The sequence below is a fragment of the Bacillus sp. ok061 genome, assembly GCF_900108285.1.
Taxonomy (GTDB): domain Bacteria; phylum Bacillota; class Bacilli; order Bacillales; family Bacillaceae_G; genus Bacillus_A; species Bacillus_A thuringiensis_S.
Genome location: NZ_FNUW01000004.1, coordinates 289,671 through 304,101, shown reverse-complemented (window position 1 = coordinate 304,101; position 14,431 = coordinate 289,671). Strand labels below are relative to the sequence as shown.

The following is a 14,431-nucleotide window of genomic DNA, read 5'->3' as shown; positions in this document are numbered from 1 at the left end:
TTACAGTGGCTGAAAGAACACATGCATGTGGAAAAGTAACAGTAGAAGCTGTTGGACAAACAGTTCAATTAAAAGGTTGGGTACAAAAACGCCGTGACTTAGGTGGATTAATCTTTATCGATTTACGTGACCGTACAGGTATCGTACAAGTTGTATTTAACCCAGAAACATCAAAAGAAGCGTTAGAAGTAGCAGAAACAATTCGTAGTGAATACGTATTACACGTAGAAGGTACAGTTGTTGAACGTGGTGAAGGCGCAATTAATGACAATATGGCAACTGGTCGTATTGAAGTACAAGCAACAAAAGTAAATGTACTAAATGCAGCGAAAACAACGCCAATTATCATTGCTGATGATACAGATGCATCAGAAGATGTGCGTTTAAAATATCGTTATTTAGACTTACGTCGTCCTGTAATGTTCAACACATTCAAAATGCGTCACGACGTAACAAAAACAATTCGTAATTTCTTAGATACAGAAGAGTTTTTAGAAGTCGAAACACCAATTTTAACGAAAAGCACGCCAGAAGGAGCTCGTGATTATTTAGTACCAAGTCGTGTACATGATGGTGAATTCTATGCATTACCACAGTCACCACAGTTATTTAAACAGCTTCTTATGGTCGGCGGATTTGAGCGTTACTATCAAGTAGCACGTTGTTTCCGTGACGAAGATTTACGTGCGGACCGTCAACCAGAATTCACGCAAATCGATATCGAAGCTTCATTCTTAACACAAGATGAAATTTTAGATATGATGGAGCGTATGATGACGAAAGTTATGAAGGATGCAAAAGGTGTAGAAGTTAGTGCACCATTCCCTCGTATGAAATATGCTGATGCAATGGCTCGCTACGGTTCTGATAAGCCAGATACACGCTTTGAAATGGAACTAACAGACTTATCTGAGTTTGCAGCAGGTTGTGGCTTTAAAGTGTTTACAAGTGCTGTAGAAAGCGGCGGACAAGTAAAAGCAATTAATGCAAAAGGTGCTGCAAGCAAATACTCTCGTAAAGACATCGATGCATTAACTGAATTCGTGAAAGTATACGGTGCAAAAGGTCTAGCTTGGCTTAAAGTTGAAGAAGACGGCCTAAAAGGACCGATTGCGAAATTCTTCGGTGAAGAAGATGCAAACGTGTTAATGAGTACATTAGAAGCTACTGCTGGTGACTTATTACTATTCGTAGCAGATAAGAAGAGCGTTGTTGCAGATAGCTTAGGCGCACTTCGTTTACGTCTAGGTAAAGAGCTTGAGTTAATTGACGAAAGTAAATTTAACTTCCTGTGGGTAACTGATTGGCCACTTCTTGAGTACGATGAAGATGCAGATCGTTACTTCGCAGCTCACCACCCATTCACAATGCCATTCCGTGAAGACGTTGAGCTACTAGAAACAGCACCAGAAAAAGCGCGTGCACAAGCATATGACCTTGTATTAAACGGTTATGAGCTTGGTGGCGGATCACTTCGTATTTACGAGCGTGACGTACAAGAAAAAATGTTCAAAGCACTTGGATTCTCACAAGAAGAAGCGCAAGAGCAATTCGGATTCTTATTAGAAGCATTCGAATACGGTACACCACCACACGGCGGAATCGCATTAGGTTTAGACCGTCTTGTTATGTTACTTGCAGGCCGTACGAACCTTCGTGATACAATTGCATTCCCGAAAACAGCAAGCGCAAGCTGCTTATTAACAGAAGCTCCAAGCCCAGTTGCAGAAGCGCAGCTTGAAGAACTGAACTTAAAATTAAGCTTGAAAGAAGAGAAGTAAGAATAGGGTCTAGATGGTTATACTATAACCGTCTAGGCTTTTTTTGAGAGGAAGTTTAAAAAAGTCCGGTTCAGATGGAGGTCGCATTTCGTCGTTACTTATGCTAGCCCGGTGTACACTATGTTTTCATTTTCGAAATATGTATTTTTAGGAATTCTATAACTTTTTCTATACAAATAGTCGGAAAAACGCTAGAATACATGGTAGACCATTTTTGTAATAGGAGTGTAGAGTTGAATGTTACATCAATTTTCACGTAATGAATTAGCCTTCGGTAAAGAAGGACTTGAAATATTAAAAAATAGTACAGTTGGTATTTTAGGAATTGGCGGCGTAGGGTCATTTTCGGCAGAAGCGTTAGCACGTTCTGGCGTAGGGCGTCTCGTATTAGTTGATAAAGACGTTGTAGATATTACAAACGTAAACCGTCAAATTCATGCTTTAGTATCTACTGTTGGACGTTCAAAAGTAGAATTAATGAAAGAGCGTATTGCAGACATTAATCCAGAGTGTGAAGTAATTGGACTAGAAATGTTTTATACAGATGAAACATATGAAGAGTTCTTTAAACACGGTTTAGATTTCGTAGTAGATGCATCTGATACAATTACGTTCAAAATCCATTTAATTAAACAATGTTTACGTCGTAAAATTAAAATTATCTCTTGTATGGGTGCTGCAAATAAAATGGACCCAACTCGTTTCCGTATTGCGGATATCTCTAAAACACATACAGATCCAATTGCGAAAGTAATTCGTACGAAGCTTCGTAAAGAGGGTATTAAAAAAGGTGTAAAAGTTGTCTTCTCTGACGAAAATCCAATCGTAATTCGTGAAGAAGTACGTAAAGAGATCGTACCAGACGAAAATGCGAAAATTCGTAAAGCGAAATTACCACCTTCATCAAATGCATTCGTACCATCTGTGGCAGGCTTAATTATGGCAAGTCACGTTGTACGTGAACGTATTAAAAACGTAGAAGTGAAACGTGTGGGGCAAGAATAAAGTGAAAGCATATATCCATTTTGGATATATGCTTTTTTATATGTATTAAAGAAATATAGATATTTGCATTACTACTAGTTCAAATGTGAGCAAGGCTAGTAAGTAATGATTATATTTACCCAATCTATTTTGGGCGTTTCTTTGTATGACAGGGAGGAATGTTATTGTCAATCTTTGTTGTTAAATCGATATCCTTTGTCGAATCGTTGATATATTGCAAGTTGTGATAGATATATTCGAAAAATCGTTGGTATAATTTCATTTACCGATATATATGGTTCACCGAAAACAAACAAGGATGTCACTTAGTTAAAAAAGTGACATCCTTGTTTTTAATTCTCTGCAGAATAAATAATATCTAAATTCCCGTTTTGATCGGTTTTGAAAATCGGGGCAATTTGATCTTCTTGCTCTTCGACTGAAACAAGTTTTCGAGCACGATCCATAATTCTAACAAGCATTGCGTAATCTTCTTCGATTGCTTGTTGTTTTTTTGTGAGTACCGCTAATTTTGCTTCAAGTTCATTATTCGTTTTTTGTAGGGAAGTGAGCTGATCTTGTAATACATCATTTTCAGTTTGCAACTTTTCGATTGAAGGGTTATTATGTTCCATGTTTTGCAAAAATGAGATGACATTTTGCATTGTAAGTTCCTGTTTACTTGGCGTAATATCTTCTGAAAACTCAGCATCGATTACGAGTTGTTTCGTTTTCGTGAACTGATTTTTTTCTATTTTAGCTTCAGAACGCTTTAATTCTTTACGTTGTTTTTTTGCAATCTGCACTGCATCTTCGTAATTCGCTCGTACTTCAGCATTCCATCTAAAGCCACAAGCTGCTGAAGTGCGGTTCAACGCATCGCCGACTTCATCAAATGCTTTTATTTGTGTACTTCCGCTGCGAATATGCCGTAAAACAGTTTCTGCTAAAAGGAGATCATCTTCTTTTGTCCATGCATCTTGACGTGTTTTCATAAGCGAAGCCTCCATAATGGTGACGTTTTCGTTTATGTTACCCTTTATTTTTCGTTTTATTCGAAGTTTGTAATCTTTCATAAACAGTAGAAAGTGCTTGCTCAAATTTTCCTGTCGTTTTCGGTTTATAATATTGCTTGTTTTTTATTTTATCAGGTAAGTATTGTTGCCTTATCCAGCCGTTTGGATGGTCGTGTGGATATAAATATCCAATGCCTCTTCCAAGTGATTCTGCGCCTTTGTAATGACTATCTTTTAAATGGCTTGGAATGTCACCTGTTTGACCGTTACGTAAATCGTGTAATGCAGCATCAAGTGCTTTATAAGCTGAATTTGATTTTGGTGATAAGCATAGCTCGATAACGGCATTTGCAAGTGGGATGCGTGCTTCTGGGAATCCGACTCGTTCAGCTGATTCAATTGCAGCTAGTGTACGCGGTCCAGCTTGTGGGCTAGCAAGTCCAATATCTTCATAAGCCATAATAAGAAGGCGTCTGCCAATACTTTGTAAATCACCTGCTTCAATAAGGCGTGCTAAATAATGGAGCGCTGCATTTACATCACTTCCGCGCACTGATTTTTGAAATGCTGATAATACGTCATAATGAGCATCGCCGCCTTTGTCGTGAACGAAGCTCTTCTTTTGTAAGCATTCTTCTGCAATCTCGAGTGTGATTTCAGCCGCTTGATCGTCTGTAGTAAAGCTGGATAATACAGCAAGCTCAAGTGCGTTATAAGCGGAACGCATATCACCACCAGAGGCGTTTGCAAAGTGATGTAGTGCTTCATCCGTTACCGTTACAGCATATTTTCCAAGGCCTTTTTCTTTATCTTCTAAAGCTCTTTTTAACCCAATTAAAATATCATCTTCTGTTAGTGCGTGTAATTCGAAAATTTGACATCTGCTTCGAATAGCGGAGTTTATTGCATGGAATGGATTACTTGTCGTTGCACCAATTAAAGTAAGAAGTCCGCTTTCTAAATGAGGTAATAGAAAGTCTTGTTTTGCTTTATCTAGACGGTGAACTTTTGTATAACAAAAAATGATGGATAAAAGTGGTTAAACTAAGAGTTATAAAGATTGTATGGATTTTATCCATATATTTTGGATTGAAGTCTAGTCTTTCCTTTATTTTTAGACACAAAAAAGTTCTCAACGGAATAATACCTTAACGGAAAATACATTAAGATCATTGTTCCAAGAGAACAGTACTGTTGTTGTTTAAAATAAAATAAAATAAAAAAGTTATAACTTAATTATAAGTATACTGAATTTAGTTTTCAATGCCATAATATTAATTGTGGGGATGTTGTTAATTTCCTCTATAAGTTATTCTTTTTCTTATTAAATAAATTTTTTGTAAGGAGAAAGTTTTAAAATTAGGTTTATTGTAAAAAATAAGGATAATTGTGCATAATTTCTGGTACATAAGGGTTGAATTACTTTTTTATAAAATGAGCAGGCTCTATTAAGAGTGAAATCAAGCGCCCACTCTAATCAATAGAATTAGAAAAGTCTGTATTATAATTACAGATTTTAAGTACCTGGTGAAATTTATCAATTAAATGACTATAATACCGTGTTAAACTTACCCTGATAAAACATTAGGTCTATTTCTTTTTTGTTTTAGTATTTTTATTCTTTAATTATCTATATATTTATGGACACCTAATTTGAACAAAATAGAAGTATATAATTTTTTATCAAGATAGCGTTAACAAATATTGAATTTTTAAATAAATAATAGGAATGTACGTTCTTTTTGGTTGCAAAATGAATATAAAAATTGTAATATGGTTGCAACGACAAAAGGAGTGGTGTTATGAATATTATTATTCCTGAGAAAAGTGCAAGAGAAGTAATTGACGAAAATTTCACCAAAGAGATAAGGGTGAAGCTACAGAGAATTATTTATGATGCGTATATGTGGTCTTTCAGGTTGGTTGAAAATACTGCTTTGTTAAATTGGGAGCGTGGTAAGACGTTGCTTCCTAACATAAAGAATGTTGCTGTTGAATTTTTTTTAGTTCAAGAAATCAAAAATGGAAACCTTCCTTTAAATTGGAGAGTTAGTTACACATCGAATAAATCAGCTTCATTAATAGAGCTTTATAAAGATAATCTACTTTTGCATGTTAACCAAGTAACTAGTAAAAATAATATTGCTCGTCCAGCATTTTGTAGGGATCAATATATTCAACCATTCCAAAGTTATATTGATTTCGATAATAATTTAAAATTCGTTGAAACAGTTGAAGAGAAACCTAAATATTTTCAATTGAATCATGGTTATCAAAGTCAAGAACCTTTATTTATTGCTTTGGGGATTCCAGGTGCGAATAGGAAGTGGATAGAGCGCATACAACTATTAGATGAATTTGTAGTAATAGAAGGTAAGTACCCTAAAAGTAAACCCGAAGACATCAAAGAATTTAGCTTAGAAGAATTTCAGCGATTTGCTGAAGAGGTGGGAAATAATGAACAAAAGGAGTCAAATTCATAATTTTCAAGGACGAAAATTAAAAACAGCCCGAATTATTCGTGGCTTTACATTAGAGGAGTTAGGTGAAAAGTTAGGGGTGAGCCATCAGTCTGTTTCAAAATATGAAAACGATAAAGCGAGTCCTGATATTGAAACAGCGAGACAATTAGCTGAGATTTTACAGTTCACTCCTTCATTTTTCTATGGAAACTCTGAAGACTTATTAAATGCACAGAGTACACATTTCTTTAGAAGTGGTGCAGCCGTGGCAAAAAAATATAAAGAGCAGGTTAAAGAAAAGGTATGTACACTAGCGTATTTAATCAGGTTTATTGAAACTAACATTAAGCTTCCTGAATTTAAAATACCTAATTTCATTTCAGTTCAGTCTACATTTAAACAAATTGATTTTGAGGAAATTGACAATATAGCAGAAAAAATGAGGAGGTATGTAGGTTTAGGTGACGGTCCAATCAGTAATATTACGGCTTTGTGTGAAAGGTTGGGGATAATTGTTGCATTCGCAAAAATGGATAATGAAAAAATAGATGCTTGTACAGTTGTATATAATAATAGACCTTATATTTTATTAAATGAAGAGCGATTATCTTCTGTTCGCCTACGATTTAATATTGCACATGAAATGGGGCATCTGTTATTACATTCAAGCTACGTAGAAAGAGATGTTAATGACAGAAGTAAGCATAAAAGGATTGAACAAGAAGCGAATCGTTTTGCATCTGCCTTTTTAATGCCCGAGTCTACAATTGTACCTGAACTTTCATCTTCAGGCCTAGACTATTTACTTATATTAAAAGAACATTGGAAAGTATCGGTACAAGCAATTATTTATCGTGCTGAAGAATTAGGAGTGTATACTCAAGATTATGCTTTGTACTTGCGCCAACAAATTAGTAGAAAAAAATGGCGATTAGTAGAACCATTAGATGAAAATATCCCTATAGAGAAACCCTCTTTATTTAAACAAGCTTTAAACTTAATTATTAATAAGTGTAATATTACTCTTGAAGAAATATCATTCCAAACAGGTTTAACTATACAAGAATTAAGTATAATTTGCGATTTAAAAGTTGATCCATTAAATAATGAGTGTGCGTTAGTGGAAAAAAATGTGGTTAAGTTCCCTTTAAGTGGTACTTAATTTTCAGTAGTGTACTATTTTATTGATAATCCCTTAATGAGAAAAAATATATGGATATAATCTTATTTTCGGTTGTTCAGATTTATTGCATAAATTGAGGTTATTAAGGATGCTACTGGTTTGGAATGGAAGTTGATCAAATTTATACTAATAATCATTGATAAATGCACTAAAAGAAAGAGCATGTTTTGATTAATCTTTTTCAAAACATGCTCTTATTTATTCTGACAGATTAGCTTCTTCATAAAAAAGGTTGAGTATTTTTGTCTGTTATCTCTAACTAACGCATGATTAAATTAATAAAAGTTAGTTTATAAATAAATAGTACAACCTTTTTCTGCTAATTTCTCTAGCCAGCGCGGTATTCTCATAATTCCATCCTATATAAACGTTCTAATCTTTCAATTTTCATTAATGAATCCAGTAATTCACTCAATTTATTATTATTCAGATTTAGATGTTTTGATTTTTTAAGGATTCTAATTTCAGATGACACTGTTTCAGAAATGATATTGAGAGGTCTAATTTGGTTAATAAACTTTTTAGCCTGTATTAAAAAGTTATGTAGTCGCAAGCTCTTTCTCAGACTTCACAGTTTTCTCAGCTTCTTTAGCTGCAAGCTCTTTTGCTAACTTCGCAGTTTTTTCAGCTTCTTCAGTTGCAAGCTTTTGTTCAATTAAACTAGAAAACATTCCTTCATAGTCTTTTTCACAATTTATTAGAAAGAATTTTTCACCTAACGGTATATCGTCATTATGTTTAATCATATGTTCAAAGAGATTATCAATTTCTTGACGAGCGTCCATATATTTAAGGTCAGTTTCAGTTTCAGTTTCATGAATAATCTCATGGATTGTTTGTGTTTTCTTATCATTAGAAACATCACCAATACCAATTGCTGCTTCGAAATTTTCCATTGAACAATAGATTCTGATACTATCATTAGTTTTTAATTTTAGTATATTTTTACAGTTGGTTAACTGAGCTTTTAGGGTAGCAGACGAATATTTGTTATGGTTATCGACATCGTGTAAAACATTATAATTTGCATTGAATTGATTAAGAATTTTCATTAACGTACAAATTGTAGATTTTCCTCTTGCGCGAATAATGTGCACATTTTCATTATTTTTTTTGATGCGGTGCTTTAAGGCGATATATTCCGTGTCACCTTCTACAATCAAGATTTTTTCGGCAAAGAAAAATTCATTCACATACGAATCTACATAGTTAAGTATTTTCATGTTTCTTATATCATCATCGTCAAACTTATCATTCACAGATTTATACAGTTGTACAGCCTCTGTTTCTCCTACACGAAATACCTGAATTGAGGTATGTTTTTCTGAAAGATCAATGAGTATAGGAGAGTGAGTTGATATAATTAAAGGCATGTTATTACCTATTGTATATAATGAACGACTAAGTGCGCGAACTGCTTCTGGATGTAAAAATGCTTCCGGCTCATCGATTAACAACATTTTATCATCATTATCACCCATAAGCTTTTTTTGAATCATATTTTGGATGAGGTATATAAGGCTCATTCTTTGCAAGCCCGTTCCTTGATTAGACAAGGGCATTCCTTTTTGTAAGTGGTTGTCAATGTATACACTTGAGTTGGTAGATTTTAAGATATCGCTAGTTGAAAAACCGGTACTTTCACCGCCCAATACTTTCAAAGATAGTGCGTCATTTGAAAAAAGTCCACGTAAATCGGAGCTAACATCTTCACTTACATTGTCTAGTAGTTCATCCGTGCTAGTTTTAAGTTTTCTTAAAAAATTTGGCAAAGATTCTTTTATTTTAACGTATTCTTTTCGCATACGCATATGTTCTGAATCGGCTGGATGATCTGGATCAGGTTCTTCTTCAAGTTTCTGAAGATCGCCTTTAATTATCTGAGAGTATATAGCCTGTATTTGATTATTAATATCGTCTGTTGACATGGAAGGGGTTATATAATAAGGTTTATTTTCATAAATCGCATCGAATTTCTCTTTTAATGGATGGGAGGCTTTCATTTCTATATTTTCCGCATCATAATATTTAGGAGCTGTTTCTTCTTTGTATTTTTTTTTGAAAATTAAAGTTTCATCATCAGATTCAAAATGAGCCTCAAGTACAATCTCCTTGTTACGCTTGGAAAAACACTCATTTGAAATGGTTGTAGCCTTAGTTTCTTTTAAGAAAAAACAATTGATCGCCTCTAAGAACGTAGATTTACCTGTATTATTTCTTCCAGTAAGAATAGCGATTGAATCTGTTGAAAAGTCGATACTAAAAGTTTCTTTAAAAACTTTGTAATTTGTAACACTAAATTTTTTTAATCTCAATATTCTTCACCCATCTTGTTATTTTTTGTATATATAATTATACAGATTAATATTACCATAAAATTTACTTTGCTATAGGCAGTTTAGCTCTTTTTACTATCATAGTAATTTATTGTGTCCCCTATTGAATTACTCTGGTATTAATATTACAAATAAAAAGTTAGATCAATATTATAAATGGTTATTATGCAATTTATTGGAATTTTTTTATGAAACTCCAATAAAACAAAAAGAATCTCTCTGTCATTTGCAAATAATCCTTATAATTTCTATACTATTTCAATAGGATGAGCAATTTATTGTCTATAGAAATACATTAGGTAATGAAGAATATTTCTACTTTTTTTGGAAAATTATGTGTATTTTATATATGAAATGAGTGAAATAGCGTGTTTAATAAAGAACCTCTGTCGTATCGGATGCGACCAAGTAAAATTAGTGACGTTGTTGGACAAGATCATGTGATTGGTCCCAATACAGCACTTTATAAGATGATTCAAAATGGACATATTCCCTCAATTCTTTTATATGGTGATCCAGGTACTGGGAAGACATCAATGGCCTTTGCGATTTCAAATACAGTAAAAGGAAGCTTTTATTCAATTAATGCAACAAATGCAGGAAAAAAAGATATAGATGAGATTATACAAAAGGCTAGATTTGATGATAATGCAATCCTTTTTATTGATGAAATTCATAAATTTAATCGAAGTCAGCAAGACACTTTATTAAAAGCATTAGAGGAAGGGGTAATTACTTTAATTGGTGCTACTACAGAGAATCCATTTCATAGTGTAAATCCAGCGATTCGAAGTCGTTGTGGTCAAATTAAACAATTAAAAATATTGACCCCTGATGATATATTAAAATTATTAAATCGTGCACTTTCTGATAAAATAAATGGTTTAGGAAAAGTAAATATAAAAATAGAAGAAGATCTACTTAAGATTATTTCTAACGCCACTGGAGATGGTCGTTCAGCATTAAACATATTAGAAGACATTGTATGGGCTAGTAAGGAGTATGGTGTAGATCTAATTACAGTTAAAGAGGATACTGTTATACAGTGTATTCAAAATAAAGGATTCAGTCATGACAAAAAAGGGGATATTTATTATTCCCTATTATCTAGTTTTCAGAAAAGTATTCGTGGAAGTGATACGGATGCTGCACTTTACTATTTGGCTAGACTATTAGAAGGTGGAGACCTTGTTGCGATTTGTAGAAGACTTTTGGTTATCGGTTACGAAGACATTGGATTAGCAAATCCAGCTTTAGCTGCTAGGGTTCTTTCAGCAATTGAAACTGTGGAACGAATTGGATTACCTGAGGCTAGAATTCCACTTTCGGTGATAGTAATAGAGTTATGTTTATCACCGAAAAGTAATTCAGCATATAAGGCCTTAGATAAGGCGATAAACGATGTTAAAAATGGAAAAGTGGCCGATATACCCGATCATTTAAAGGACAATCATTATCAAGGTGCTGAGAGTTTGGGACATGGTATTGGATATCAATATCCTCATGATTTTCCTAATGGCTGGGTGTATCAAGATTATCTTCCTAATGAGCTAGTTGATAATCAGTATTATATGCCAAAGGAGAATGGAGAAGAAAAGCTGTTTTCGAGGATTTATAGTAGACTAGAGGAATTAAAGAATAAACACAAGAAGCGATGAATATAGAAATATTTGTAGGGGGAACTATACATGCCCATCAACTTAAGAAGGAAAAATGACTCATGGAGAGTTGATGAAACCTATATCAAAGTAAAAGGTCAATGGATGTATTTATATCGTGCTGTAGACTCCGAAGGGAACACCATTGATTTCTATCTTAGTAAATCAAGAGATAAACAAGCAGCCTAGCGCTTGTTCAAGAAAGTCTTGGCTTCCGATTGTTTGGACTTATAGCATATATTTGCACCAGAACCCAATAAATGTATTCATAAAATAAAAAAATATGATTGAAGTAATGTTAGTTTACTTCAATCATACTTTTTCTGTTTTAACTCTACTACTATCAAAAATTAGGATTGAATAAATTGATTGTTTAGTAGGTTGCTTATTTTGTAACAAGTTCTTCCTGAAGTTCCCAGTTCAATAAACTAATTGCCGTTTTGGCAGATTTACTAGCTATTATTGGTGTTTCTCCTGAACTTATGACATAACCTAATCTATAATAACTACTGGATACCTTTTCAACTGTAAAAGGTAAATTTACTGTGCTGACTTTTTTAATTCCTGGTGAATTTTGTGCATCTTGAACATTGAATACTTGTGTGTATGTTCCCATTTTTTCAGGCATATAAAATTGAACTGCAGCTGAACCTTTTTTATTAGAGATAATTTTTTCTGGCTTCCCAATAGCTTGAAGAACAATATTTTCAACCATATTTACACCGGTCGATATTTTTACTAATTCTGGAATGCAATCTCCGGCTAATCGAGGATTAATTTCCACTAAATATATGTTATCATCTTTATGTATAAATTCAATATGAGCAGCTCCATAGTCTAAATTATAAGTTGATAATAAATTGATGCAATATTCTTCTAATTGAGATATTGGTGTTAATTCGGGAGATGTTACGTGACCCGCTTCTACTGAATGTTTTCCATAAGTTTCTTTTTTTGTTACAGAAATTAATTTCCACCCTTGATTAGTAAATAGCATTTCAGCTGAATATTCTTGCCCCATAATATATTCCTCAATTAACCATTTTCTTTCAAGGATATAACCACGTTCATTTTTCTCTCTCTGTATTTCATTGCTAAATGCTAATTTTAGTTCAGTAGTATTATTACAAATTGATACACCATTACTAGCGCTATCGTCCACAGGTTTTAATACACATGGGAAGGAAATATCAAGATCATCTAAATTTGTATCTCTTTCAATAATGTAAAAGTTCGGTTGCTTGAATTTTAAAATTTCTGCATTCTCTTTAAAATGTTTCCTAGTTAAATTTTTATATCTAACTAATTGTAGAGCTTCGATATTATGTCCTGGAACATCAATATATTTTGCCAATTCAGCTACAGGCATTAAATGATAATCATCAAAAGCTAAAATGCCTTCAAATTTTGTTGAAGAATAATCTAGTTCCTGAATCATTTCTTTCACATTATATGTATCAATAGTAACAATTTCATCTGCTATCATTAAAGGATTATCAGTTTTTATACTATCATATTGAGTAGGATCACTTGTCCAAAAATGTACTTTATAACCTTTTTCTCTTGCGGCATACATGGCTTGAGAGCCAGTTCCAGTAGTATTTGTTTCAATAAATAAAATGTTTTTCATTTTTATCCCCCTAGCTTTTTATAATTAAGATATTGGTAGTAATTTAATATAAATTACTTGTTTTGTGCTAATGTCTTTATTTAAGAGAATCACCTCCTTTAAGTTAAATTTTTAAAAAGTAACTGTTAGATAGGCTAGACTACTGATTTTTCTTTTTTTAACTCATAGACTCCAATACCTGTTAATATAACAGGTATAATTAAGAATATTCCTACAATATAGTATGCATTTATTATATTTTTTTCTCCAATATATCCAATGACCAACGATGCTATAATTCCCAGTGCTAAACTTAACATAGATATTGTTGTCATAATGCGCCCTATAAAAAGATCGTGAGTATACTTATATACAAGAGATTTAGATAGAACTTTTACGTTTCCTACAAAAAAGCCAATCAGGATATAAATAATAAAGGCAATGGAATATGTATTAGATAAACTAAACAATATAGTAAATGATCCTAAAAGAACAAATGATAACATTAAATAGTATGGTGTTTCTTTTTTCTTAGCTAACCATAAACATAAACCAACTGAAATAAAACTTCCTATTCCGGCAGCACTGTCAATAACCCCTAATGTTAATTCATTTCCATTAAGAATTTTGTAGTTAAAAGGAGCAATTAATATATTTATAGCACTAAAAAAGGGAGTTGCTATACAAGCTGTTAAAGCAATATAGAATAATCCTTTGTTTTTACCGAAATAGACCCATCCTTGCTTTATGTCCAATAGATATTCTTTTACATTTACTGTTTGATTTGTTTCTTTCTGTCTAATTGAGTATAAGTGGAGCATTCTCATATAAATAAAAGCCCCTATTAAATAAACTGAACCTGCAACTATTAATGTAACACTGGTACCTATATGTTTTAACAAGCTGCCAGCAATTACAGCAGAACTTAGTAATCCTACTTGCCAAGCTGCTTGGGTAAATGAAGTACCTTGCATATATTCATCTTCATTAAGAATCTGTTTGATCATGCTTTCTGTTGTTGGTCCTAAAATATACCAAATAATATAACTGAAAAATATCGATATGTATAAAATTGTTACCGAAAAGAAACCTAAATAGCTGGATAATGGAATGATCATTATAAAGATGAATCTTAACACACTACATATTATGGCTATTTTTGCTTTGTTAAAACGGTCAATTATTACACCCGCTATAGGAGATAGAAATACAGATGGTAGCATGGTAATAATGAGCATGTAACTAATAGCCATTACTGAATTAGTGTCCTTGGCAACAATTACTATACTAGTAAGACTGAAAATCCCTTCACCAAACATAGAAATTAATGATGCAATGAAAAAAGAAGAAAAGTTTCTATTCTTTAAAACTGAAAAACTATTCATTATCTCACTCCTTAATA

Annotated in this window: 9 protein-coding genes and 2 pseudogenes; 6 read left to right on the top strand and 5 right to left on the bottom strand. The window is 33.0% G+C overall.

Annotated features, from left to right (window positions below; genetic code table 11):
* Positions 1-5: 5 nt before the first annotated feature.
* Together aspS and C4S65_RS08505 are read left to right on the top strand one after the other, a co-directional pair.
* Positions 6-1,781, top strand: a complete 1,776-nt coding sequence (aspS, locus tag C4S65_RS08510) for an aspartate--tRNA ligase (RefSeq protein WP_000840898.1) — start codon at positions 6-8, stop codon at positions 1,779-1,781.
* A gap of 237 nt (positions 1,782-2,018) precedes the next feature.
* Positions 2,019-2,786: a tRNA threonylcarbamoyladenosine dehydratase gene (locus tag C4S65_RS08505; RefSeq protein WP_000903182.1), complete on the top strand. Its 768-nt coding sequence runs from the start codon at positions 2,019-2,021 to the stop codon at positions 2,784-2,786.
* A 332-nt stretch (positions 2,787-3,118) separates the two neighbouring features.
* Here C4S65_RS08505 and C4S65_RS08500 read toward each other — a convergent pair whose 3' ends face one another.
* Positions 3,119-3,760 carry an RsfA family transcriptional regulator gene (locus C4S65_RS08500; RefSeq protein WP_000857698.1) on the bottom strand — a complete coding sequence of 214 codons (642 nt, stop codon included), beginning with the start codon at positions 3,758-3,760 and terminating at the stop codon, positions 3,119-3,121.
* Between the two features lie 37 nt (positions 3,761-3,797).
* Positions 3,798-4,787, bottom strand: a pseudogene (locus C4S65_RS08495) (replication-associated recombination protein A); the annotation flags it as partial.
* A gap of 796 nt (positions 4,788-5,583) precedes the next feature.
* On the opposite strand from C4S65_RS08495, the gene C4S65_RS08490 reads away from it, so the two are divergent.
* Positions 5,584-6,264: a hypothetical protein gene (locus C4S65_RS08490; RefSeq protein WP_103945193.1), complete on the top strand. Its 681-nt coding sequence runs from the start codon at positions 5,584-5,586 to the stop codon at positions 6,262-6,264.
* The gene (locus C4S65_RS08485; protein ID WP_103945192.1) at positions 6,239-7,405 is read left to right on the top strand and encodes an XRE family transcriptional regulator; all 1,167 of its coding nucleotides are present in this window, start codon (positions 6,239-6,241) and stop codon (positions 7,403-7,405) included. Before C4S65_RS08490 ends, C4S65_RS08485 begins: the two co-directional genes overlap by 26 nt.
* 560 nt (positions 7,406-7,965) lie before the next feature.
* Here C4S65_RS08485 and C4S65_RS08480 read toward each other — a convergent pair.
* Positions 7,966-9,741 carry an AAA family ATPase gene (locus tag C4S65_RS08480; RefSeq protein ID WP_103945191.1) on the bottom strand — a complete coding sequence of 592 codons (1,776 nt, stop codon included), beginning with the start codon at positions 9,739-9,741 and terminating at the stop codon, positions 7,966-7,968.
* A gap of 419 nt (positions 9,742-10,160) precedes the next feature.
* On the opposite strand from C4S65_RS08480, the gene C4S65_RS08475 reads away from it, so the two are divergent.
* Both C4S65_RS08475 and C4S65_RS08470 read left to right on the top strand, forming a co-directional pair.
* Positions 10,161-11,420: a replication-associated recombination protein A gene (locus C4S65_RS08475; RefSeq protein ID WP_103945198.1), complete on the top strand. Its 1,260-nt coding sequence runs from the start codon at positions 10,161-10,163 to the stop codon at positions 11,418-11,420.
* Between the two features lie 39 nt (positions 11,421-11,459).
* Positions 11,460-11,606, top strand: a pseudogene (locus C4S65_RS08470) (DDE-type integrase/transposase/recombinase); the annotation flags it as partial.
* Between the two features lie 199 nt (positions 11,607-11,805).
* On the opposite strand, the gene C4S65_RS08465 reads toward C4S65_RS08470, so the two are convergent.
* Complete coding sequence (locus C4S65_RS08465; RefSeq protein WP_103945190.1) at positions 11,806-13,050, bottom strand: ATP-grasp domain-containing protein; 1,245 nt, start codon at positions 13,048-13,050, stop codon at positions 11,806-11,808.
* Between the two features lie 134 nt (positions 13,051-13,184).
* Positions 13,185-14,414: an MFS transporter gene (locus tag C4S65_RS08460; protein WP_103945189.1), complete on the bottom strand. Its 1,230-nt coding sequence runs from the start codon at positions 14,412-14,414 to the stop codon at positions 13,185-13,187.
* Positions 14,415-14,431 lie beyond the last annotated feature (17 nt).

What these genes read in the sequence shown, in the direction of transcription:
- C4S65_RS08505 (WP_000903182.1), top strand. Translation starts at nt 2,019, where the DNA reads ATGTTACATCAATTTTCACGTAATGAATTAGCCTTCGGTAAAGAAGGA.
- C4S65_RS08500 (WP_000857698.1), bottom strand. Translation starts at nt 3,760, where the DNA reads ATGAAAACACGTCAAGATGCATGGACAAAAGAAGATGATCTCCTTTTA.
- C4S65_RS08490 (WP_103945193.1), top strand. Translation starts at nt 5,584, where the DNA reads ATGAATATTATTATTCCTGAGAAAAGTGCAAGAGAAGTAATTGACGAA.
- C4S65_RS08485 (WP_103945192.1), top strand. Translation starts at nt 6,239, where the DNA reads ATGAACAAAAGGAGTCAAATTCATAATTTTCAAGGACGAAAATTAAAA.
- C4S65_RS08475 (WP_103945198.1), top strand. Translation starts at nt 10,161, where the DNA reads ATGCGACCAAGTAAAATTAGTGACGTTGTTGGACAAGATCATGTGATT.
- C4S65_RS08465 (WP_103945190.1), bottom strand. Translation starts at nt 13,050, where the DNA reads ATGAAAAACATTTTATTTATTGAAACAAATACTACTGGAACTGGCTCT.
- C4S65_RS08460 (WP_103945189.1), bottom strand. Translation starts at nt 14,414, where the DNA reads ATGAATAGTTTTTCAGTTTTAAAGAATAGAAACTTTTCTTCTTTTTTC.